This window comes from Terriglobus roseus, from assembly GCF_900102185.1.
In the GTDB taxonomy this organism is placed as follows: domain Bacteria; phylum Acidobacteriota; class Terriglobia; order Terriglobales; family Acidobacteriaceae; genus Terriglobus; species Terriglobus roseus_A.
In genome coordinates, this window is the sequence record NZ_LT629690.1 from 3,629,276 (window position 1) to 3,653,079 (window position 23,804).

At 55.3% G+C, this 23,804-nt stretch carries 14 protein-coding genes; 4 read left to right on the forward strand and 10 right to left on the reverse strand.

The genetic code is table 11. From position 1 onward, the window contains the following. Positions 1 to 11 precede the first annotated feature (11 nt). The 5 genes from BLT38_RS15265 to BLT38_RS15285 form a co-directional block, all read right to left on the reverse strand. Positions 12 to 1,973, reverse strand: coding sequence for a substrate-binding domain-containing protein (locus tag BLT38_RS15265; RefSeq protein WP_083345951.1), 1,962 nt, complete (start codon positions 1,971 to 1,973; stop codon positions 12 to 14). Then, positions 1,966 to 2,919, reverse strand: coding sequence for an ABC transporter permease (locus BLT38_RS15270; RefSeq protein ID WP_083345952.1), 954 nt, complete (start codon positions 2,917 to 2,919; stop codon positions 1,966 to 1,968). The genes BLT38_RS15265 and BLT38_RS15270 overlap by 8 nt, the downstream gene beginning before the upstream one ends. Beyond that, complete coding sequence (locus tag BLT38_RS15275) at positions 2,916 to 4,439, reverse strand: sugar ABC transporter ATP-binding protein (protein WP_083345953.1); 1,524 nt, start codon at positions 4,437 to 4,439, stop codon at positions 2,916 to 2,918. Before BLT38_RS15275 ends, BLT38_RS15270 begins: the two co-directional genes overlap by 4 nt. A 95-nt stretch (positions 4,440 to 4,534) precedes the next feature. Beyond that, the gene (locus BLT38_RS15280) at positions 4,535 to 6,121 is read right to left on the reverse strand and encodes a fucose isomerase (protein WP_083345954.1); all 1,587 of its coding nucleotides are present in this window, start codon (positions 6,119 to 6,121) and stop codon (positions 4,535 to 4,537) included. Continuing rightward, positions 6,118 to 7,020: a dihydrodipicolinate synthase family protein gene (locus BLT38_RS15285; protein ID WP_083345955.1), complete on the reverse strand. Its 903-nt coding sequence runs from the start codon at positions 7,018 to 7,020 to the stop codon at positions 6,118 to 6,120. Before BLT38_RS15285 ends, BLT38_RS15280 begins: the two co-directional genes overlap by 4 nt. Positions 7,021 to 7,120: 100 nt before the next feature. Between BLT38_RS15285 and BLT38_RS15290 the strand changes: the two genes are divergently transcribed. Beyond that, positions 7,121 to 7,885, forward strand: coding sequence for a GntR family transcriptional regulator (locus BLT38_RS15290; RefSeq protein ID WP_231966545.1), 765 nt, complete (start codon positions 7,121 to 7,123; stop codon positions 7,883 to 7,885). On the opposite strand, the gene BLT38_RS15295 is transcribed toward BLT38_RS15290, so the two are convergent. After that, on the reverse strand, positions 7,873 to 9,138 hold the full coding sequence (locus BLT38_RS15295; RefSeq protein WP_083345957.1) for an MFS transporter: 1,266 nt from the start codon (positions 9,136 to 9,138) through the stop codon (positions 7,873 to 7,875). The genes BLT38_RS15290 and BLT38_RS15295 overlap by 13 nt on opposite strands. 112 nt (positions 9,139 to 9,250) lie before the next feature. Then, positions 9,251 to 10,336 carry a substrate-binding domain-containing protein gene (locus tag BLT38_RS15300; RefSeq protein ID WP_231966546.1) on the reverse strand — a complete coding sequence of 362 codons (1,086 nt, stop codon included), beginning with the start codon at positions 10,334 to 10,336 and terminating at the stop codon, positions 9,251 to 9,253. A gap of 196 nt (positions 10,337 to 10,532) precedes the next feature. On the opposite strand from BLT38_RS15300, the gene fucP reads away from it, so the two are divergent. The 3 genes from fucP (at position 10,533) to BLT38_RS15315 (ending at position 15,398) form a co-directional block, all read left to right on the forward strand. Continuing rightward, a complete protein-coding gene (gene fucP, locus BLT38_RS15305; RefSeq protein ID WP_083347126.1) occupies positions 10,533 to 11,930 on the forward strand; it encodes an L-fucose:H+ symporter permease in 1,398 nt (465 codons plus the stop codon). A 117-nt stretch (positions 11,931 to 12,047) separates the two neighbouring features. Further along, positions 12,048 to 14,558, forward strand: coding sequence for a hypothetical protein (locus BLT38_RS15310; protein ID WP_083345959.1), 2,511 nt, complete (start codon positions 12,048 to 12,050; stop codon positions 14,556 to 14,558). 6 nt (positions 14,559 to 14,564) lie between these two features. After that, a complete protein-coding gene (locus BLT38_RS15315) occupies positions 14,565 to 15,398 on the forward strand; it encodes an HpcH/HpaI aldolase family protein (protein ID WP_083345960.1) in 834 nt (277 codons plus the stop codon). 67 nt (positions 15,399 to 15,465) lie between these two features. Here BLT38_RS15315 and BLT38_RS15320 read toward each other — a convergent pair whose 3' ends face one another. The 3 genes from BLT38_RS15320 to BLT38_RS15330 all read right to left on the reverse strand — a co-directional run bounded on the left by BLT38_RS15320 (position 15,466) and on the right by BLT38_RS15330 (position 23,765). Further along, positions 15,466 to 18,858, reverse strand: coding sequence for an alpha-mannosidase (locus tag BLT38_RS15320; protein ID WP_083345961.1), 3,393 nt, complete (start codon positions 18,856 to 18,858; stop codon positions 15,466 to 15,468). 190 nt (positions 18,859 to 19,048) lie between these two features. Beyond that, positions 19,049 to 22,519 (reverse strand): TonB-dependent receptor, encoded by a 3,471-nt coding sequence (locus BLT38_RS15325; RefSeq protein ID WP_083345962.1) that lies wholly within the window; start codon positions 22,517 to 22,519, stop codon positions 19,049 to 19,051. Between the two features lie 175 nt (positions 22,520 to 22,694). Beyond that, positions 22,695 to 23,765, reverse strand: coding sequence for a bifunctional heptose 7-phosphate kinase/heptose 1-phosphate adenyltransferase (locus BLT38_RS15330; protein WP_083345963.1), 1,071 nt, complete (start codon positions 23,763 to 23,765; stop codon positions 22,695 to 22,697). Between the last annotated feature and the right edge of the window lie 39 nt (positions 23,766 to 23,804).

Sequence of the window (23,804 nt, forward strand, 5' to 3'; positions counted from 1 at the left end):
GAAATAGTGACTTAAAACTGCAACTGATCGACATTGCTGCGATCAATCTTCAACGGTTTGCCCAGGATGATCTCGCTTCCCTGCACCGTCAGATCGCCCAGGCGTCCTGCATGGAATGATGTCGCGTTCGCCGGGATCTTTCCTTCCGCCTTCATAGCTCCGGCATAGACAGTCAGGTAGCCGAGATCCTTCGTGTTCCACAAATAGATCGCCTGCACCGTGCCGCGATGAATGTAAGTACGGCAGATGCTCGGCAGTGAAAGCCCGATCACGTCAACATCCGAGCGGCCAGATTGCTGCACCGCTTCTGCCGCTCCCGGCACAGCAGGTGCAGAGATCGCGATGACCATCTTCACCTGCGGATATGCTTTCAGAATCGTCTGCGTAGCGCTGAATGCCTTATCGCGATCATCATCGCTGGGCTGAATCGTTGCCAACCGCAGATTGGGATGCGCTGCCGCGACACGCGCTTTAATGTTGCGAATCCAGTCGTTCTGATTCTCCGCACTCAACGCGCCGGTGACGATGGCGAAGTCGCCCCCCTGCGGTAGTAACAAAGCAGCCTCATCGGCAAGCGCAGTACCAATGCCTTCCGGCGTCGCCTGATTCAGAAAGTAATCACGGGCATCGGTCTTCGCATCAGCATCCCAAGTCAGCACAGCGATACCGTGTTCACGCGCCTTGCGTAGGACCGTGGAGATGCTGCCCTTGTTTTCAACGGCAACCACAATCGCGTTCACGCCACGCGTAATCCAGTTCTCAACCAGCTCATTCTGCTGTGACGCATCCAGACTCGTAGGACCGTCCCAAATCATGTTCACGTGCAGTTCTTTCGCAGCCTCTTCCGCACCCGCACGCGCACTGATGAAGTAAGGATCGCCCTTCGCTTTTGGCATAACAGCGACAGTAAGTTGCTGTGTAGTACCGCCATGCTTTGAGCGCATCGCAAAGAAGACACCAACCGCCAGCAGCGTAACCACAGCAACCGCAATCATCGGGGTACGCTTTGCCGTTCCCGCTTCCGCTGGAGCCTTCTTCCTGTGAAGCTGATCCGCCGAGACAATCAGCAGCAGCAACACTCCCGTCAGCACGCCATTCAGTTCGCTCGGCAACGCCATCAGGTGCATGCCGTTCTGCAGCACACTCAGGAAAAACAATCCCAACAACGATCCGAAGATGGTGCCGCGACCACCAAAGACACTCGTGCCACCTAGAACAATGGCCGCAATCGCCTGCAGCTCATAACCGGTGCCAAGGTCTGACTTCGCCAGCCCAAGATGTGCGACATAAATAATGCCCGCCAGTGCCGCCACCAAGCCGGACAGAACGTAGATCAGAGCGATACGTTTGCGCACCGGAATGCCGGCATAACGCGCGCCCTCTGCATTGAATCCAATTGCATACAACGCCCGACCAATCACGGAACGATGCAACAGAACCCAATACGCTGCCACCACCAGCAAAAACAGTGGCAACTGTACCGGAATCACCTTCAGGAAATATCCCTGCCCAAAATGCAGGAACGCAGGCGAGAAGCCAGTGAAACTTACCGCGCCATGCGTTATGCCTTCTGCGACACCGCGATACAGCGAATACGTTCCAAGCGTGACGATAAGCGGAGGCAATCGCAACCCTGCAATCAGCGCAGCATTGATGCCACCTGCAACAAGTCCCAGCAATAGCGAAAGAACAATCGCAATACCCGTGTTCCAGTGCGCGCTTTGCGTCATCACACCGAACAAAACGGCTGTGATGCCAATGGTGGAACCAACCGAAAGATCAATGCCGCCCGTAATCAGGATCGGCGTCAGCGCAACAGCCAGCAGCCCAAGCTCTACAGAGAAGCGCAGTACTTCAAAGAAGTTTCCCCACGTGGCAAAGCTGGGTGCTGATGCCGCGAAGAAGAGAATCTCCAACAGCAGCGCGATGAGCAGTGCAATTTCATTCACGGAGAGGCGCACTCGCTTAACCAAGAGCCACCTCCGTGGAACGCTTACGGCGGTACTGGCTCAACGCATGAAAGCTGACGGCAACAAGAATGATCGCGCCCTGCAGCGCCTTTTCCCAATACGCGCTGACACCAAGGAACGTAAGCGCAGGACCTATGATGCCGAGCAAAATAACGCCGAGCACCGTTCCCATTATCGTTGCTGATCCACCAGTAATAGCTGCACCACCAACAGCTACCGCAGCGATCACCTTCAACTCCATCCCGAGGCCACTGTTGCTTGGCACTTGCTGGAATCGCACTGCATTCAAAGTGGCTGCAAGCCCCGTCAATGCACCCGTCAAAACAAACACGCCAAAGACAACACGCTGCGTATTCATTCCCATCTGCTGCGCGGCCACCGCATTGGATCCCGTTGCAAAGATCGCACGCCCCACACGCAGATTGCGCAACGCCCATGCGAATCCTGCAGTCATCAACGCGGTAAGAATGAAAACACTCGCGGTGTACGTGTGCGATGCCAAGCCGAAGCGCACAAACGATGCAGGCAATCCACCCACCCACGCGCCTTGCGTTGCCCATCGCAAACCATCACGCAACGCCACCATGGTTCCCAACGTGACGACAATCGAAGGGATACGAACCCATGCGGTCAGCGCACCATTCAACGCTCCGCAAGCGGCACCGGTAAGAATCGCTGCCAGAAGAAACACAGGAGCAGGCGCGCCCGCCTTTGCCGTAACGCCAGCGACAATGCTGCACAGGGCAAAGATCGAACCAATGGAAATATCAATCTGCGCTGTAACGATCACGGCCGTCATGCCCAGTGCAATCAGCATCGCCGGCATGTTCGCCAGGAATAGATCCGCGAGGTTCTCCCCCGTGAAGAACCCTTGCACCGTGAACGCGAGCAGCAGCAACAGCAAGACGTTTGCTGCTGCAATCGCGATTTCCTGAGTATGGCGCTTCAAGCAGCATCCTCCGCTGCATGTCCGAATGCCAGCGCCATCAGCCGCTCCTGCGTACAAGCGTCACGTTGTAGCACACCCGCAATCGTGCCTTGGTGAAAGACGGCGATGCGATCGCTCATGCCCATCACCTCTGGCAGTTCTGACGAGATAAGGATCACCGCCATCCCCTGCTCGGCAAGCTCCATGATGAGTTCATGAATCTCGGCCTTCGACCCTACATCCACGCCCTGCGTGGGCTCATCCAGAATCATGATCTTCGGTTTGGTAGCTAACCATCGAGACAAAGCCACCTTCTGCTGATTGCCACCAGATAATGATCCCGCCGTCACATGTACATCCGGAGCTTTTACTCGAAGGCTTTCGCGATAACGATTCGCAAGCTTCTCTTCTTCATCGCGTTGAATCAGACCGTTGCGTGACACCTGGGAAAGATCCGCCATGCTCACGTTCTGCGCAATCGGCATCTCCAACACCACACCGTGCTGCCGGCGATCTTCCGGAAGATAAGCAATGCCTGCGGCAACAGCATCAGCAGGTGAATCAATCTTCACCACATTGCCAAAGACGATCACATCGCTACTTGTAGGAGTCAGCCCAAAGAGCGTGCGCGCAAGCTCTGTGCGCCCCGAGCCGACAAGCCCGGCAAAGCCAAGAATCTCGCCGCTGCGAACGTCAAAAGAGATATTGCGCAGCCCCACTTCCCCATGATGCAAACCGCTTACCTGCAATGCCACATCACCGATGGGAACTTCGCGCTTCGGGAAAACACTCTCAATGGAGCGCCCCACCATCAGTTGAATCAACTCCGGCTTCGTGACATCGGACGCATGCCGCACAGCAACGGTTTCGCCATCACGTAGCACTGTGATGCGGTCGGCAATGCTGAGAATCTCATCCAGGCGATGTGAGATGTACAGCATGGCCACGCCCTGCGAACGCAACCTGCGAATTAGCGCGAACAGATTATTCACTTCGCGGTCACTCAACAACGCCGTGGGTTCATCCATTAAAAGAATCTTCGCGTCCGCTCCAAGGGCCTTGGCAATCTCCACAATCTGTTGCTCTGCCATGCTCAGCGTGTTCGCAAGACGTTCCGGATCAAGATTGCTGCCAACCGCTGCCAACAAACGGCGAGCATTCTCGCGGCGCTGTTTCCAGTTCACACGAATGCCGGGCTGCCCTTGCTCCAAAGCAAGCGCAATGTTTTCTGCTACCGTGAGATCAGGAAACAACGCAGGCTGCTGATAGATGGCGCTGATGCCCAGCGAACGCGCCATGTTGGGATCGTTTGTTCCCACCACATTGCCCAAGATTTTCAGTTCACCACTGTCCGCCGCGATGGCACCCGTAATAATCTTCGTCAGCGTCGATTTGCCCGCGCCGTTTTCACCGATGAGCGCATTCACTTCACCCGCGCGCAGGTCCAGCGAGCCATTACGCAGCGCGCGCACACCCGCATAGTTCTTGGTCAGCGCGGTCACGCGGAGAATCTCTTGTGGCTCAGCGGAAGCAGTCGGCATGAATCGTCTCAGTTTCGCGGCAAAAAAGAAGCGCCCTGCGGCGTACAAGCGTTATACCGCAGAGCGCATTCTTCTGGCGAAACAGGATCGGTTGACTACACGTGCACACCGCACAGGTGAACGGTAATGCCCAGCGCGGAACACATGGCGGCCTTGATTGCCAGCGCTTTCAATGCCTCGTCGCGGCTGCCCGCATAAGCAATGCTCACGTGGTTGGCGCGGTGCCGCGCCATGAAGGCGTCGCGGCTCACGCCTTCCGTTATTGCGCTGACCATGGGCCACTGCTTCGTCGTTTCGTTCCAGCGTGCTTCGGTTTCGTCTTCCGGCAGCGTGATGACCTTAGCCAGTCCCAGGTCAATGTGCATCGCGCCGCCTTCCACAAACACGCGGCTCCAAACCACATCACCGGGGCGTCCAATACCCTTCAGCGTGCCGCCACCCAACGGGAAATACATGGCAGGCTGACGATCACTCTGTGAACCGGAATAACCGCCCACAAAGTGGCTCGCCGGTGCAGCACCGGAGATCTGCCACAGCCACACATAATCATCACCGTACGGCTTGCCCCAACGCACATCATGCAACGTGGTCGACGGATCAAGGCCCAGCGCCTTCCAGCAAAGATTCGTAATGACGCCATCCACGCCGGCGCACTCGTCCACTTCGTTGAAGTGTGGCAGCGCATCGCCTGCATAGAGTTCGCGGCCATCGTCGCTCTTGACCGGCGGACGATCGGGATTGTTCAACAAACCTTCTACCAGGTCCGACGCAGGAGCCAAATCCTTCAGTCCCTGCTGATACTGAATGCCCACGCTATCGCAACCAAATTCATCGGCCATGCGCAGCGCGGCAATGTACATGCGGCACTGTTCCAGAATCTGACGATCTGTCAGTTCGCTAGCTTCATCTGTGCCTGTGTTGAACTTCAAGCCCTTCGCATCCAGCCATGTGCGCACAGTCTGTGCATCGGCTTCGCTTACAGCCCGCATGCGCGCAAACAACGCCGATTGGCTCAGCCGCTCCTTGAAGAAGCCCGCACGATTCAGCGGTTCATCATCAATGATGGCGTTGTACATGCCCATGCAGCCTTCGTCGAAGACACCAAGAATGATCTTCCGCTCCAACAACTCTGCGGCCAGCTTCTGGCCCAGCGCGTTTGACTCTGGCGGAAGGTTGGCAGTATCCAGCAGTACCACGTGGGACAGATCATGCGTCACATTGCCGGTGGTAATCCATTCACGCAAACCGCTCAATGCAAAGTCGTCGGTGAAGTTCTCGCTCCACAACGTAGAGAAGCGAACTCCTGCCTTCACCAGTGATCCATTCAGGTTCAGCAGGCCAACCAATCCCGGCCACTGTCCAGACCAGTTCGCCAGGGTAAGGATCGGTCCTTTATGCGAACGCATACCTGGCAAGACATGGTGCGTGTACTGCCACGCAGCCGTGGCAAAAACCAGCGGCGCATCTGCAGGGATATTCCGGAACACATCCATGCCCATGCGCTGACTCGAAATAAATCCGTGCCCGGCCTCTTCATCCACGGGAAATGCACGGATCAGTTCACAGCCGTTATCGGCAAAGACCTGCGTTAAACGCGCTTCCAGTTCGGCCTGCGCTGGCCAACATACGCGGTTTGCGCTCAGGCGAAGATCGCCGCTGGTGACGAGATAGACCTGCTTCATGCTGCTTTACCTACCTTTGTGCTCACTACCTGTTTGGCCCAATCCGCAAACCACGTCTGCAAGGAAGCAATCTCTGATACGCGCTCTGCCGACAGGGGGAAAGGATAACTTGCGCGCGTGAATCCGCGCACCTCGCTGGCCACTTTCAGCCCCCACGGCGTCGGCAGCGGGTTTAGATGTTCAATGAATTCCTTCAACAGCTCTTTGGCCAGCTCGTAGTTTTTGCTACCGGGCTTGGAGGCAAACAGCTCTGTCATCAGCTCTGGCAGAGCACACGCCACACCCGACACAACGCCATCACACACGCCCTCTTCCATGGCTGGGCACAAAGCAGAATCGTTGCCGATGATACGCGTACCCGAGACCTTCTCCGCCGTCATAGCGCGAACAATGTCCAGCGATCCGCCGCTATCCTTAATGCCCACAATGTTGTCATGCGACCGCAACAGAGACAGCACTGTGTCCACCTCTAACCCGCTGGTGAACTGCGGCAGGTTGTACAGCAGCACCGGGATTGGCACCGCATCCGCAACGGCCATTGAAAACGCCCGCAGATCATCCTGCCGGTACGGGAAGAACGACGGCATGGGCAGCAATACCGCCTGCGCGCCGTGGTACGCGGCAATCTTACCGCGGAGTACGGCACCGCGCACATCGCCCGCGCCGATGCCGACCAGAATCCGCGAAGAAGGCGAGACCGCGCGCGCCATCTTCAGGGTCAGGGCCAATTCATCGGGCGTGGCATAGGTGAATTCACCAGTTGCACCGTTAACGGCATAGCCCGTCATGCTTTCACGTTCAGGAAGGTCAAATTGCCTGCGCAGGCTATCGGTGTCAATTGCACCGTATTCGTTGCGAGGGGCCAGTAGGGCAGCATAAACTCCGCGGATTTGTGTCATGGGAGGTCCGTTCAAAAATTTCCGATCGAAGGAAATGTAGCAGACTCGTGTTCCGTATGTCGACAATTTGCACACACAAAGTCCGCGATACACTTGCTGCGTGCCCCGTCGCTCAAAAACACATCACCCCGGCCCTAAACCGTCCGTAAGGATGAAGGCGTACCAACTCATCCAGCAGAAGATCGCCTCGGGCGAACTTCGCGCCGGATCGCTCCTGAGCGAACTTGCTCTGGCCCGCGAACTGGGCAGCAGCCGTACCCCTATCCGCGAGGCCGCGGGCCAGTTGTTGGCCGAGGGATTGCTGGAACTTAGCCCTGGTGGCGGCCTTATCGTGACGCAACTCACGCGTCAGTCCATCGTCGACCTGTACGAACTGCGCGAAGCCCTGGAAGTGTTCGCAGTCGGCCGAGCCGCGCAGAACGGCGTGCGCCCCGCGGACAAGGAACGGCTGGAAGGACTACTGGCGGAGACACAGGTGTTGCTGAAGGAATTGAAGGCCAGTGGTTCGGCAGAGCTAAATGCTGAACAGATGAAGCGGTTTACCGTGGCAGATCTGGGCTTCCACTCGCTGCTGATTCGAATCGCATCCAACGCGCGCATCCTGAAGGTAGTCAATGACACGCGGCTCATGATGCGTATCTTTGCTATTCAGCGAAGCGGCCATCGCCGCGATGAACTGGAACGCATCCATCGCCATCACCGTGCGATCCTGCAAGCCGTTCTGCAATGCAACCCTGAGGAAGCCCGGCGCCTCCTCGCAGAGCATATTCAGGCCAGCGCGAACGAACGACTGGAGCAGTTCGATCGCTGGGAGCGCGAGAACCATCTGGCCGCGCTTGAATCCTCCACGCCTTACGCGATGTAGTCTGCTGTTGTAGCGGTCTGCTTTCGCATATTCCGCACCAACAGCAGAAGCACCACACCCAGGAACAGATAAATGAGCGAAGTCGCGCTCATGCACACACCCAGGCCAAAGCGTCCTGCAGCCTTTGCGATCAGGATGGGAGCAAATCCTCCGCCCAGCCATCCCAGCGAATTCATCGTTCCTGCGGCCACGCCGCGGCGTTCTACGGGAATCACGTCATACAACGAGGCGAAGATGTTCGCGTCGTACATGCCCTTGAAAAACCCGAAGCCAATCATGCCCACGATCAACCCCGCCATGGACAACGACCATCCTGTGAGGAACAGGAATGGAACACCTAAAAACAGACCTGCTGCCTGAATCAACTGGCGTCCGCCAGTAAGCTTCGAGGCAAACCGATCGGCCAGCATGCCGCCCAGCAAAACGCCTGTGACTGACGCCATCTGGAGGTATGCGGTAGCGCTGAAGCCTGCATTGGCAAGGCTGAGGTGGAACTTTGTGTATAGGTACGTGGGCAGCCAGGTCAGGAACACAACCGCGACGAAGTTCGCGCCAATGAACACGCAGATCAGCGTAAGCACGCGCCCGTTGGCCAACACATTGCGCACCCCGCTGAAGAAGTCCGCTCGGCTTTCATTGTTGCTGGACGCTGTCTTCTCTGGCGGATGACGCAAAGCCATCGCCAGAATCACCATCAACACGACACCCGCAACACCGAAGATCAAGAACGAACTACGCCATCCGTGTTCCTGCGCAATCAATCCAGAAAGCGCGCCACCACCAATGGTGCCGGCATATACGCCAGACTGGTGCAGCGCCATGGCGCGCGAACGGGTCGACGCAGAATGGTACATACCGATCAGTGCCATTGCGGCGGGGAAATAAAAAGCTTCACCCAAGCCGCCAAGCGTACGGAACAACACCATGCTGCCGAAGCTATGGCATACCGCCGTAGCGCCCGTCACCACAGACCAGAAAGCCAGCGCGCCAAGAATCACATTGCGCGGAGAAACGCGATCCGAAAGCCATCCAGCCAGCGGACCTGCAAGCGCATACATCCACATGAAAGACGAGCCAACCACTCCAAGTTGCAAATCGGTTAAGTGCAAATCCGTACGCAGCAACGGAAAGATGGAGAAGATGGCCTGGCGGTCTGCGTAATTGCAGAAGCAGACACACCACAGCATGGCAATCAACCACCAGCGATACGAGCTGGCGTGGCCGGTCTTGGAATCAGCAGGGTTTAGAGGCATGCAACAGATAACTCAGACATGGAAATGAACGCAGTGCGCAATGTGTACCATATGTCGACAACGGTGAGCAACGTACGAGTTGTAACGAAATCATACAGACTCCCTTTGTCCCTTATGCCTGCAACTCCAACGGAGTTGTGGATTGACGCATGACCAACGTGTGCGAGTGAAATATCTGTCGCGGAGGAAGCTCAGGCTTCTGAATCCGCTCCATCAGAGTTTTCACCGCAGTTTGAGCCAACTCGCGACACGGCTGTCGCATGGTGGTTAACGGCGGTGTCAACAGCGTGGAATAGTGCACGTCGTCAAAACCCGCGACGGCAATTTCATCAGGAATCGCACGCTTCAGTTGGGCAAGTGTACGCATGAGCAGCGCGGCGGTTTGATCGTTGGAACAGAGAATCGCATCCGGCTCAGAGACCTTAAGCAGGTTAGAAACAAACCGCGGATCAGAAGGGTCGCCAAAGTAGGGGATTTGGTGCCGAGCCTTCATGCCGAATCGACGAACCGCTTCACGACAGCCTAATAGGCGCAGGTCGGTCGTGGATGGGAAGTTGTCACGCGCAACGAAGCAGATACGTTTACGGCCCTGTTCCAACAGATGCGTCGTGATCGCAATTGAAGCAGCGACATTGTCGATGCCCACCAGATCGAACTCACTACGCGATGGATATTCGCCCAGGTCGCGGTCTAGAAGAACCAGCGGAATCTTCTGCTGACTCAACTTATCCGCAAGCTTACGGTTCCAATGGCTTCGATCTGGAATCGATTCAAAAGGCGCAAAGAAAACACCATCCACCTTGCGAGCAATGAACTCATTGCAAAGCTGAAGCGCATCTGCGCCCGTCACGATGGGAGTGGTCGCATCTCCCCACAGCACAGCGCAGCCAAGCGTCTGCGCAAAACGCGTGATCTCGTTGCAGATCGGATCAAGAATCTCCGTCTTACCCAGACCTGGAACGAAGATGCCAAGCGTATGCGTCTTTGCCGTTTGCACAGCCGGCTCAGAGGCAAGGTAATTTCCTGCTCCAGAGCGCCGCACGATCACACCCATCTGTTGCAATTCGCGCAGCGCGCGAGCTGCCGTGGGCCGAGAAACCTTATACCGCAGGCAGAGTTCCGTCTCGCTGGGAAGGCGCTTTCCACGTGCAAATTTCCCGCTGAGAATGTCTCTCTGCAACCCCTCAAACACTGACATGTACTTGTGTGTCTTCATAGAACCTGTAAGTACAGATTTCCCCCTGTATCTGCTTGTCATCTCTATGAGACGAAGGCTAATGTTCGCTTTCGAAACCTATTTCATACGTCAGCTTGCACTTGAGCTATCAGTACAGGTTCCGGAAGCAGCGATGACAGATAATACGAACACAAGTACAGAATTGTCCAAAGATTCAATGATCCCGGAAATCATACGTACGGAAACCACACACAGTGGCGCAACTGAGTTGCGTGCGCAGGACTTTGCTTTCAATGCAAAGCAGTCTGAAATTGCAGAGCGCACGACTTCTGCACGATTGATTCCCGCAGGCGCGGTACGTCCCTTTGCTCTGGTGGCCAGCCTGTTCTTCCTGTGGGGCATTCCGAACAGCATGAACGACGTGTTGATTCGTCAGTTCATGAAATCGTTCTCGCTGACTCGCTTTGAAGCGGGACTCGTGCAATCAGCTTTCTATCTTGGATACTTCGTTCTGGCATTGCCCGCGGGCTTGACGATGAGGCGCTATGGCTATAAGCGCGGACTGATCGCCGGCCTGTGCCTGTTTGCCACAGGATGCTTTCTCTTTCTGCCCGCTGCCATATCCGGCACGTACGCATTTTTTCTGGGAGCACTCTTCGTAGTCGCAAGTGGACTCGCCTTTCTCGAAACAGCCTCCAACCCCTTCGTTGCACAGCTTGGCCCTGAAGCGACATCAGAACGCCGCCTCAACCTGGCGCAGGCATTCAATCCTCTCGGGTGCATCACTGGTGTCTTGCTTGGCACAATCTTCATCTTCTCGGGGGTGGAACTTTCACCCGCGGAAGTGGCCGTCAAGCAGGCAGATCACACCTATGCAAGCTATCTGCACATGGAAACACTGCGAGTCGTTACACCGTACCTGGTGATTGGCGGCATCGCACTGGTGTGGGCTCTCCTCATTGGAGCAACAAAGTTTCCCAAGCTCGATGCAAACGATGAAAGCTGTGAAACTCCCGGCGGCGACTGGCGTTCGCTACTTCACAAACCGCACTTTCTGTTTGGCGTCTTCGCACAGTTCATCCAATGCGGCTCGCAGGTTTGCATGTGGAGTTACTTCATCCAGTACTCCAAGGAATATGTGCACATCAGCGACAAGAAGGCCGGCCTGCTGCTCACCTGCATCCTGATCATCTTTGGAATCGGACGCTTCATCTCCACAGGCCTCATGCAGCGCTTTAGCGCAAGCAGCCTTATGACTTGCTATGGCCTGACCAATGCGGGATTGCTTCTTTTCGCAATGTTCTTTCCCACGTGGGCAGGCGTGATCGCCCTGCTGCTGACCAGCTTCTTCCTTTCGGTGATGTTCCCAACAATATTTGCGTTTGGAATTAAGGATCTTGGGCCCAACACAAACATCGGCGGATCATTCATCGTTATGGCAATCGTTGGTGGCGCGGTCTTCACACCAATCATGGGATGGCTCGCAGAAGCATTGCACAGCACAGCACTCGCATTCGTCATACCGATGCTGGGCATGGCTGGCGTTGCAGCTTATGCGGCCTACATGGGCCGATACGAAAAGCGTCGCGCCGCAGATTGCGCAGCGCTGGCGTAAATATAGTTTCTGTTTTGACTTGCAAACACATGGCGTAACCGAACAGTGAACAGCCGCACATGGAATTCCTCGACGCAGTTTGCGTAGAGAAGAACCAAGCAACGCGGTGGAGGAACAATGAAGCGCAGAACTTTTCTACAGGGAACTGCGGCATCACTTGCCGTCTCCTGTATCAGTGGCAGCAGGGCGTTGTACGCGCTCGAAAGCAACCTGACCGACCTCAGTCACTGCACAGTGATCATTCCTTCTTCACCCTCGAAACGCGAAGTGGTTGCGGCAGACATGGTCGTCGACGAGATCATGAAGCGCTGCGGCGTCACTTGGAACAGGGGAAGCACTGCACCTGCCGGCACAGTAAAAATCTACTTGGGCACCCGCGCCAACTGGCATGCATTGGGTTCCGCAGTCTCCAGCATTGCTGCAAAAGCTACGAAGCTCCCCGCCGAATCCTATGCCATTGCTACAGGCAATGAAGGTGGCAACCCGTGGATTGCAGTGTGTGGTAGCGATGAACGCGGCCTGATCTTTGGTGCAGGACGAATGCTACGGTCGCTTCGCCTAATGCGCCGTGCGGTTTCAGGCGACCTAAAGGCGATGAATCTGACCAGTTCGCCACACTACTCCGTACGTGGTCATCAGCTTGGCTTTCGTCCGAAGACGAATGCATACGATGCATTCACCGTGGAGATGTGGGATCAATACATCCGCGAGCTTGCCATCTTCGGCACGAACACGGTGGAGCTACTGCCCCCCATCACGGACGACGATGCAGACAGCCCACACTTCGCCATTCCGCCGCAGCAGATGATGATCGAAATGTCGCGCATCTGCGACAAGTACGATCTGGATGTCTCTGTCTGGTATCCCGCCATGGCCAAGAACTATGGCGACGCACAAACAGTTGACGCAGAGGTGCGCAATTGGGCTGAGGTTCTGCACTATCTTCCACGCGTGGACGTGGTGTTCGTCCCCGGTGGCGATCCTGGGCACACCGAACCGAAATACATGCTGGCGCTTCTGGAAAAGCAGAAGGCAAGCCTGCGCAAGACACATCCGAAGTTGCAGATGTGGATGTCACCACAATCTTTCAACGCGGAGTGGCTAGCCGACTTCCTAAAGCTTGCCGCGGATCCGCAGACGCAGTCATGGCTCGACGGTATCGTCTTCGGTCCGCAAAACAGAAGCTCCATCTCAGAGCTGCGCAAGTCGCTACCTGCCAAGTATCCAATTCGCTTTTATCCAGACATAACGCACAGCATCGAGTCGCAGTACTCCATCAACAACTGGGATATCGCCTACGTTGTGACAGAGGGACGCGAAATCATTAATCCCCGCCCTGAAATTGAAGCGGCGATTCTTCGTTCCATGTTGAAGGACACAGTCGGCTTCGTCAGCTACTCCGAGGGAGTCAATGACGATGTAAACAAGTTCGTCTGGAGCCTTGTCTCCTGGGATCCGAAGATGTCCGCCACAGAAGCCGTTCGCGACTTTGGCAACTACATCATCGGAGCAAGGGACGGTTCCGCATACGCACAGGGCCTCTTGGATCTCGAACACAACTGGGAAGGAAGACTCGCAACGAACGAACTCGTTGACGTGACACTACAGAAGTTCCTCTCCATTGAGAGGAATGCTTCGCCCTTCTTGTTGCAAAACTGGCGGTGGCAGCAAGCACTGTTCCGCGCATGCTGCGATGCATATGTGCGCCGACGTTTGCTCTTTGAATCAGGCGAGCTTGCGCGCGCGCAAAGCGTACTGGAGCGCATTGAAGACTTCGGCTTTGCCTCCGTTCCGTGGGGCACGGGTGGCAAGCCCGAACCGATGCCCGCCAACGGTATTGATCCACAGAATCTTGTCGATGAAGCGATTGAGATTTTGCGCAAAGCCGCAGTGGTGCAGATCGCACCCGCACTCCGCACACGCATCAGCGAACTCGGCTATGCTCTGTTCCAAAGCATTCATCAGCAGCTTGCAGTAGAGCGGTTACAGGGTGAAGGCGTGGAACGTGGCGCTCCGCTCGACACCATCGATCATCCTGTTACGGATGCTCCTTACTTCCTCAAGCGGCTTAAAGCTCTCAGTTCCATTGAAGTGCAGGAAGAAAAGATTGGTGCGATTCGAGCGTTGCTGAATCGCACCAACCCCGGCCCCGGTGGCTTCTACGATGAGCTGGGTAACATCACCAACCGCCCACATCTTGTCATCGAAAACGTCGAAGGCGATTTTGATTTCCGTCGCTCGACACACGTTGGCACTAACTACCCCGACCGCTTTGGTGCTGATGAACCCATGGCATGGAAGCACTGGGCAGAGAGTCTGTATGAAGAGCCGTTGAAGATGCGCTACACGGGACTTGATCCAAACGTGGAATACAGCCTTCAGGTAGTCATCTCTGGCGATTCGAAAAACGTGAAAACGAAGCTCGTGGCAAATGAGTCCACTGAGATTCATCCGATGCAACTGCGTCCTTGGCCTCCTGCGCCACAGACATTTGCGCTTCCCAAATCAGCAACCGCATCAGGCGAGCTTCTGCTCACGTGGACGCGCGAAGCTGGCCTCGGCGGCAACGGCCGCGGATGCCAGGTTGCTGAAGTTATGTTGAAACCCGTCATTAAGAAGGAGGCGTAGACCCCAATGGCCAATGAATATGCCCCAGACCGGCACCCATCCAGCAACGACACGTGGAGTGTCGTGCGCGAAAGACTGAAGGCGGGCGAGTTTGTCCTGGGCATGACCGTCACTTCGAACAACGTAGAAACCGCCGCGCACGCAGCAACGCTGGGCTTCCACTTCCTCTGGTGCGAGATGGAGCACTCTTCCCTCTCCCTAGAATCTCTGCGCACAATGGTGCTGGCCACACGCGGTTTGCCTGCACCCGTCTTCGCACGTGTGCCGTGGCCTGAAGTATGGCTCGCAAAGCGCGTACTTGATCAAGGCGTGCAGGGAGTCATCTTTCCCTTTGTTTCCGATGTAGAACGTGCACAGAAGGCGGTTCATGGATGCCACTATCCTCCCTTTGGCCGCCGTGGCTCAGGTGCAGGCCTCGCAGTCGCCACTTGGCCCGCACCAGGCAGCTATTACGACTCCGCCGATGCAAACATTCTGGTGGTATGCGTGATTGAAGAAGCAGAAGCCGTTGACCGAATTGAAGAGATTGCCGCAATGCCCGGCATCGACGTAATCTTCATCGGCGTCAGCGATCTATCCTTCTCACTGGGCCTGCGTGGCCGCCAGGATGAGCCTCTGCTGGAAGAGGCAATTACGAAAATCGTTGCAGCAGCACAGCGCAATGGCAAATGGCTGGGCCGCCCGGCGGGCAGCGCGGAAGATGTGCGCCGCTTCGGAGAGCAAGGCTTCCAGTTCTTCCAGTCGCTAACGGAACTCGGTCTGATGAAGCTCGGAGCCAAAGCTTTGCTGGAACCGCTGGGTATCAAAGACAAGCCGCAGGAACAGACAACCTTCTACTAATCCTGCTGCATACACAATAAGCAAGAAGGCGGATGCAAGTTTGCATCCGCCTTCTGTTTTGCTGCTCTTACTTAGTTGCTCGCTCTGTACCTTGTGAATGCCACATGCCGCTGCCGCGCGACGGGTACACCAGACGCACGGTGTTAATGGAATAAGGCTCTGCATTGAACTCGACTTCATCGCCATGCAAAGCTACTTGCGCGTTGGAACCATTCACAGGCTGCTCCATCAGGTTGGTCTCTGTAGCCTGCGTTGCGCCTGCAGGCACAGTGATCTTGGCGCGTGTCTTCTCACCAGCCCATTCATAGAAGCGCAGAGTGAGACTGTCATCGTCCTCGCTCTTCTTGATCGATGTCACAACAATGTTGTGTTGAGCGGCATGAACGAGAGAGTGATTCGCGGGAAGATCGCCGCCATGCGGAATCGCCTGCACAGCCTCCATCGGATAGTTGAATTCGTAGCCGCGAAGAACCGTATCGGCCTGCTTCCATGAAGCAGCGTGTGGATAAAGCGAGTAACTGAAGTGATGATGACCACGATCAGCTGTTGGATCGGGATAAAGCGGCGCGCGAAGCAACGACAGACGAAGCGTGTTGCCAAGCGCGTCGTAGCCATACTTCGAATCGTTGATAAGGCTCAAGCCATGCTCGCTATTGCCGAGGTCCGCCCACTTCTGTGCTGAGACTTCAAAGCGGGCTGCATCAATGACATTGTCGCGTGTCGTAGGACGTTCAATACTTCCGTACGGAATCTCGTACGTGGCAGTCGAGCTCGTTGCGGTAAGCGGGAAGCTCGCCTTCAGCAGAACGTGTGTCTCATGCCAGTCAATGTCATTCACCACGTCAACGCGAGGCGAGTTGGCATACAGCGTGATGTCCTGCACAAACGTGGACTTACTCCAATGCCGCTTGATGCGGATGACAGAACGCAGTGGGCCGCTCTCGATCGTCTGGATGCTGTCAAGCTGGGTAATGTCTGTTTCTTGCTTGTCATATCCCTTATCGATATTCCACGCATCCTCGACGCGGATGCTGTCCATATTCACTTCCGTCAGGCCGCGCCCCAAGTCAACAAACGTCTCAAGCTTGTTGCCGCATTGATTGGGAGCGATATTCTCAAACTTCGCGTCCTTCCGATAAAGGCTAGTAATGCAACCCGTCTTAGGATCAAGCGTTACGCGCAGCAAGCTGTTTTCCAGCGTTGTGCCATGCACCGATAGATCACTCGGAACCGCACGCTTACCAGGAACAGCATGCAACACGGTATATCCAATCGCAGGCACACTCTTTGGCTTCAACAGTAGTTGATATGTGTTGGTTAACTTGTCCTGCGACAAGACCTGCATAGGAATAGGCTGATTGTCTGCATCGAGCACGCTGATGCCATTCGGCGTTGCATGCGGCATTTGCACTGTTGCAGTCACCGCATCGGAACGATTCCAGCTCAGGCTGTTCCACACGATGACAGGAACACCCGGCTGCGCAGCGGTGTTGATATGGTGCTGCAGTTCACGTAGCGCATTGCCCTCAGCTTCGTTGGCAATGCGATGCGCTTCGTCATAGTCGTGCTGTGCATCAACATAGGCCGCAGCAATCGCAGTTCCCGATGCAACATCATGAAATTCGTTGAACGCCTTCTTCTTCCACGCTTGCGTAAAGGATTCACCGGGATAGTTCAAACCACTGAGCCATGCAAGAGACGAGAACTTCTCCGCATCCAACAGCCACTGATCACTGCGACGCATATGAGCCTTCTGGTCGCTATGAGTGGTGTACGTGCCGCGATGATGTTCTAGATAGATTTCATCGTTCCACACAGGCAGACTGATCTTGCCTGCAGCAGGCGCGGGAAGCTGCGTATTGCCCGCAGCAAGCGTCTTGTAATTCCACACAGGCATACCTGTGGTGCCAACACGCGCGTTCATATCATCGAAGAATGCTTGCGACGTCCGGAACTCAACACGAGGATAGACACGCTTGGGGTTCGACCAATTGATGCCATTCTGAATAGCCGTGCGCGCGTCATAGATGTTCAGCCGACCAAGGCTGGGTCCGAAAACATGCATCAATTGCTGCTGACCAGGATTGAGCCGCATCGCAACAGCCGCGTCCTGCGCAATCTCTGACGCCTCCGTATCTTTCACAATGTCGTGCGGAAAATATGAAAGCACACGACTGCCATCCGGAGCCTGCCACCAGAAAAGTTTTAGGGGCAACTGATTCGTGTCGTTATAACGCAACTTTTGCGTGACGAAGTAATCAATTCCCGACTTCTTATAGATCTGCGGAAGCTGCCAGTCATAACCGAAGGAATCAACATTCCATCCGACCTTGACGTCATAGTTGAACTTCTTCAGGAAGTACCGCTTACCCAGCAACAGCTGCCGCACTTGCGATTCGCCGTCGGTCATGTTGAGATCGGGTTCAATCCACATGCCACCCACTGGCTCCCAGCGACCTTCCTTCACACGCTTCTGAATCTCGCTGAACAACGCAGGAAACTTCTCTTCGATCCACTCGTAATACTGCGCGCTCGATTGCGAAAAAATGTACTGCGGATATTCGTGCATCATCTCGATCGCACTGGCGAATGTGAAATGAACCTGATCAACGCCTTCAGAAGCCGTCCACAACCATGCCGCATCAATGTGTGCATCGCCGGTAAGTTGAATGAAAAATTTCTTAAGCAGCGGCTGTAGCGGCTCCAGAGCAGCCTGCGCCTTCACCATCGAGGCATCAAATGCAGTCTGGTCATTGCGGTCGAGAGCGCTCAGACTGACAGAAGTTGCGGCAGCATCCAGCAGCTTTTCCTGAGCCGCAAGCTGATTCGGATCGGAGATGAGAGCCGGAAGCAGCTCCGCCGCAGAAACCAGTTCCGTTGCAAGCGCCGTTGGATCCGGACGATTCGGCACAAAGTTCACATCAACATAAGCACCTTCAAAATGCTTGATGTCTGTGCTGGGCGGCATCTTTACCGCAATCAGAATCTTGTCGCCGGGCTTCGCGCTATCAATAACAGTGCGCGGTCCAATGTACGTTCCTTCCGTGTCCTTGCGACCGTTGTAATAGATCATCTCGTAGAGATAGCCGCGCCCCGGGCCGTAGCCACCCACATCCACCTTGAACGTGATGCGCGTGCCAGTAAGGTCGTAGCCATTCAGTGTCTTCGGCACTTCAATCCATCGCCGAATCCAAATCTCTTCCTTCGGCGCAACAAACGGGAGCTTGATCGTCTTCCAGTTAGAAGTATCGAGAGCTGGGCTCTCACCATGTTCAATCGGCCCCTCGTGATACTGCCATTCGCGCGCGTCGAGCGATGCAAATGAGGACAGGCGTTGAACAACAGCTTGCCCCTGTGGAGAGAACTTGTAAGAAGGCGCAGCGTTGGACTGCGCCGTCAACGGCGCAGCGAGAGTCGCAACGGAGGCGAGCACAGCAAGGAAACGCGGCGTGGAATACATATCTTGGGTCCACCTATGGTGTTGGGCTGAAGCTCAAACATCGTACTGCGTTCTCAGCACGAGCTCGACAAATTCAGCATCCTTCGTACGGGTAAGAGGGGCGGAGATGCCGATAGGTCATCGCCGCCCCTCCTTAATAGAACCCGCAGCACCGAAATGTAAAGGTAGCCGCGGGGGTTATGGCTTCTGGTTAGAACTCAACCTTCATTGAGAACTGAATGAATCGCGGCAGATTGCTCTGGTCGCTTACGCCCAGAATCTTGCCGAAGTTCGCACTGTTCACATCAGAGGTTGGGCCGTTGAAGAACTGCGGCGAGTTGAAAGCGTTGATGAAGTCAGCACGGAACGCTGCATTCACTCGCTCAGTGATCTTGTTGTTCTTCGTGAGCGAGATATCAATGTTATGCACACCCGGCAGGCGAACACTGGAAAGACGCGTCTTCCACGTCTGCAACTGATACGCCTGGCGAATGGACCAGACAGGAGTCTCTCCCGATTGGCAATTCGTTGTCGTGTTTGTGGATGGGTTGATGGTGCAGTTATTAAACCAACGAGCCAAGGTCGGATGCGCCAGAGCGGGATTGCCAATTGGCACTGAGTTCGTGCTGTTCGTCAGATCAAGCGGCATACCTGCCTGCAGACGTACCAGCGATCCCATATCCCATCCGCTGATTGCCCAGCGTACGGGAGCTACCAGATGCGATCCATAGGCGCGATTCGAGCCGAAGGGCAACTGCCAGAGAAGGCTGATCTGCATGTTACGCGGAATGTCCCACGCTGCAATCACCTTCTGTAGCTGCGTGTCCTGCGGGTTGGAGTAAAGCTTCTGATCCAACTGCTTAGACATGGTGTATTGCACCGAGAAGTCCAGACCGTACGACAAGCGCTTCTGCAGCACGAACTGAGCAGCGTTGTAGCTGGATGTACCGATAGGGATGTACTGCTCGGTGATGCCGCTGGTACCGGTGATAGTGCCCACTAGGAACTGTGGATACGGTGCCAACAGCTGCTGCCGCTGAACCGTTGCACCGTTCAGCGCCGTTCCAGGAAGCAGGCCAGCGAATGGATTTGCGACGCTTGCCGTGAGGTAAGCATTGCCATAGCCCACTGCGCTCAGAGGAACTGCGTTGATCTGATGGTTAACCGGCAGACGCCCGAAGCGCGTTCCCACATACGACGCGGTAAACAGGAAGTCCTTGGGGAACTGATGCTGAACGCCAAAGGAGAACTGCTGTACAGTGGCTGGCTTCGCGTTCTGGCTTGCATACGAAAAGCTCTGTCCCAGGTATGTCTTCAGACCGTTGGAAGCGTATGAAGGTGCCTGAACACTGCTGTTTGGGAACGGATCCGTCAGCGTGTTCGCCGGAACACCCGCCGAAACCGACGTTACCATGTTGGTCGTGTAGCTGAAGCCAGGCGCTTCACCTGGATCATTCACAACCTGGCCATAGAGCAATCCGTAACCGCCACGCAGCACCGTATTTTTATCAACCTGATAAGTAGCGCCGAAGCGCGGTCCTAGGTTGCCCCATTTCTGGTTTGTCACGTTACGAGGCTGTCCATTGACACCGGCAAACACCAGGCCACCGTAAAGTGACTGTCCCGGCACAGCCAATGGATTTGGGGTCGACGGATTGAAGGTTGCCAATCCGTTGAACCGGTCGGTAAGTGGTCCTTGATAGTCCCAGCGCAGTCCCACATTCAGGGTCAGGTTCTTCCGAACACGCACATCGTCCTGGAAATACAGCGAGACCATCTTCACCTGGCGTGTCGGGAAACTGTTCACATCGATAGAGCCCGACTGCGGTGTGCCCATTAGGAACGATGCAATCGCATTGCCCGACGTGGCATTTACGGCGTTGGGATTTGAACCAGTGAACTGCTGATCAAAGACGAACTTGCCAGAGCTATTACCGGGGCTTTGAACATTGTTACGCAGCAGTCGCATATCAATGCCGGCTGTCATATTGTTGTTGCCAGCGGTCTTGGCCACCGAAGCGCCAATCGTGTAGTTATAGCTCGTGGTGATGTTAGGCGGAGTTGCGCCCGCGCCGTTGTAGTTAGCCCAGGTAAATTGCGGGAAGATGTTAGCTGCTTGACCAGCGAAGCCGGACGAGAATCCGAGCGCGCTAGGCCCCGTTCCCACGCCCTGTGCACCACCGCTTGCCGACTTGAAGCGCTCAAGGCCGACGCGTACGGTGGCCACGGTCGTTGGGTTCACAATCTGGGTAAGCTGTACCGTTCCGTTGTGGTTTTCACGCGTGAACGGATTATTCGTGCTCGTATCCGCAATGTTCAGAGCGGAAGTTGTCGAGTAACGGAAACCACGTGCTTCTGTGAGCGAGTTACGAGAATAGCGTCCGAAGATACGCGTCGCTTCGCTCATGGTGTAGTCCACGCGAACCGTATTCTCCGGGAAGTAGTCCGTAAACTTGCGGCTGCCAGGGCCATTCGTTAGGTTGTTCAGCCCGGTAATAGGAGCATTTTTTACATTGCCGGAAGGAAGCATCGACAGGACCTTCAGAGCAACGGGATTCATGGGATGGCTGAGGTTCTTCAGGTTGTTTCCTGGAACCGCAGTACGCGTCAACACACCATTTACAGTCGTTGTCGAGAAAGGATCATAAATCGTTATCTGTTTGCCGTTTGCATCAACCGTCTGCGAGAAGTCGCCCACCTTTTGCAGGTCCGTCGGAACGGATACAACAAATGGATCAGGAATGCTCTGCCGCAGGTCTTCAAACGTGTACGCGGCAAAGAGCTTGTTCTTGATAATGGGGCCGGTGATGTTGAAGCCGAAGATGTTGATGTGCGAGGAAGAACGCGGCGTTCCGGTGTAGTTGCTATTGAACGTATTCGCGTTGAGAACTGTGTTCTGGAAGAACTCCCACGCAGCTCCGTGGAACTGATTGGTACCGCTCTTGGTCAGGATGTTGGTCACACCACCAAGCGTCCATCCGTATGCAGCATCATAGTTCGTGGTGTGCACACGAACTTCGCTTGTTGCTTCCTGCGTTGGAATGTAAGAGGCCGAGGCTCCATTCTGGAGAGCGCTCATACCATCCACCAGAATTTCGTTTGTGCTATTCGGCGATCCGTTCACGGAGATACCCGAGGTACCTGCGATATCGAAAGCACGCAGTCGCGTATCGGACGAAGTGACCAGAACACCGGGCACGGAGAAAATAGCCGAGATCGGATTACGACCTTGCGTTGGCAGAGCCATCAACTTCTCTTGTCCAAGCGCCGTGGACTGCGTAGCCGTTTCAGTCTCAAGCTGCGCCGCCGATGCGGTCACGGTGACGTTTTCATTCACGTTACCGGGCGTAAGAGTGAAGTCAATGGCCGCGCGCTCAGCGATAGAAAGCTGCACACCATTCCGGATGCTGGTGGTGAATGAAGCCTGCTGGACGGTGATGGAATACTGTCCTGGGTTCAGCGCGACCACGTGATAGTAGCCGTCCTCACCAGTAACCGTTGTCGTGGATACACCTGTCTGGACATTCAGGACGATAACCTTGGCGCCCGGCAACGCAGCGCCGCCGCTATCAGTTACCTGGCCATCCAGCGTCGCCTGTGTTCCCTGCGCAAAGAGCGGAGCGGAGCACAAAAATACGAGAGATGCCAACCCTGGGAGGGGTCGTGTAGAACGAAAGTACATTTGTTGCCTCCAGTTAAGTTGTTCGCGGACGAAGTGTTTCTGCAAATAAAACTGCGGCAAAACAACACGGTCAGGAGCTTCGTCTGCTGATTTTGAGCACTGTTGGTCCGGGCCGGTCGGGCGAAGGTTTTCGCGGCCGTTGACCGGGCTGTTCAGTACTCGAAGTTAAAGATCGCTACGGGTATCGCACTCCCGCTGCTGCCAGAATTTCGGCCGGCGACGCGGTGCCGGTCGTTTGTAGCTTTTTCACGGTCACGGTAGCTGCCAGGTTCGCCAACGTGGCAGCCTGCAACGGTGTTGCCCCTGTCGCCAGGGCCGCAGCAATCGTTGCAACCACGGTGTCTCCTGCACCTACTGTGTCGATCGGACCTTCAACAGGCCATCCTGCGATCAACGAAACTTTTCCATCTGCCGCCACGGCGATTCCCTTGTCACCGCGTGTAATAAAGGTCGGCTTGGAAGTGCGTTCGTAGATACGCGTTGCAAACTCGATGGCTCGTTCATCTTCATGCAGCGACTCAGGAGCTTCATTGAGAAGCTTTGCTGCTTCGCCCATGTTCACCTTCAGAAGAGCACCGGAGAATTTCTCCAGGTGGTGGCGTGCGTCCACAAGGAACACCGCCTTCTTCGAACTTGCAATGATGCCGTTCATACGTTCGATCAGCTTCGGTGAAGACACACCCGTCTCCACTTGCTGATTGAGAATCACCACATCGTGCCTTGCTGCAGCGCTCTCCAATCGCTCCAGCAAACGTTCCGTAACGGATTCGTTCGATTCATTAAAACTACCGAAATCGATCCGGCCTTCTTCCAGGTTTCCGATGCATGGCTTCGCGTAGACCATGGTTTGCCATGCGGCATCCTCAATGACATCGCATTTGCAATTGCGATAGTCCGACAGCATGCTGTGCATCACCTCTCCGAATGGATCGGTACCGCTAATGCCGAGCGCCTGAACATGTCCCACGTTCAGTGCTGCCAGGTTCGCAACTACATTGCCTGCGCCGCCGAGTGAATACCTCTGCCGTCGTACGCGCCTTACCTTCAGACCTGTCTCCAGCGAATACTCTTCTTCGCCTTCATCCAGGTCCCAATAGGCATCAATACAAAAATCACCAAAGACCGCCAATGAGCTTGACTCCATGCGAGTCAGAACAGACGAGAACCATTGATGAACATCTTCGGAGGCGCGAAGCCCCTCTTCCGTAACCGTGTTGCCGGTCTCTTGTTGGTGTTGTTTTTGCACGTATTGCAAACTATGAGGACATAAACATCACTGGCAAGC

Bases quoted from the DNA above. Each gene is read 5' to 3' on its own strand.
- BLT38_RS15275 (WP_083345953.1), bottom strand. From the start codon at position 4,439: ATGCCGACTGCTTCCGCTGAGCCACAAGAGATTCTCCGCGTGACCGCG.
- BLT38_RS15280 (WP_083345954.1), bottom strand. From the start codon at position 6,121: ATGAAGCAGGTCTATCTCGTCACCAGCGGCGATCTTCGCCTGAGCGCA.
- BLT38_RS15285 (WP_083345955.1), bottom strand. From the start codon at position 7,020: ATGACACAAATCCGCGGAGTTTATGCTGCCCTACTGGCCCCTCGCAAC.
- BLT38_RS15295 (WP_083345957.1), bottom strand. From the start codon at position 9,138: ATGCCTCTAAACCCTGCTGATTCCAAGACCGGCCACGCCAGCTCGTAT.
- BLT38_RS15300 (WP_231966546.1), bottom strand. From the start codon at position 10,336: ATGTCAGTGTTTGAGGGGTTGCAGAGAGACATTCTCAGCGGGAAATTT.
- fucP (WP_083347126.1), top strand. From the start codon at position 10,533: ATGATCCCGGAAATCATACGTACGGAAACCACACACAGTGGCGCAACT.
- BLT38_RS15310 (WP_083345959.1), top strand. From the start codon at position 12,048: ATGAAGCGCAGAACTTTTCTACAGGGAACTGCGGCATCACTTGCCGTC.
- BLT38_RS15315 (WP_083345960.1), top strand. From the start codon at position 14,565: ATGGCCAATGAATATGCCCCAGACCGGCACCCATCCAGCAACGACACG.
- BLT38_RS15320 (WP_083345961.1), bottom strand. From the start codon at position 18,858: ATGTATTCCACGCCGCGTTTCCTTGCTGTGCTCGCCTCCGTTGCGACT.
- BLT38_RS15325 (WP_083345962.1), bottom strand. From the start codon at position 22,519: ATGTACTTTCGTTCTACACGACCCCTCCCAGGGTTGGCATCTCTCGTA.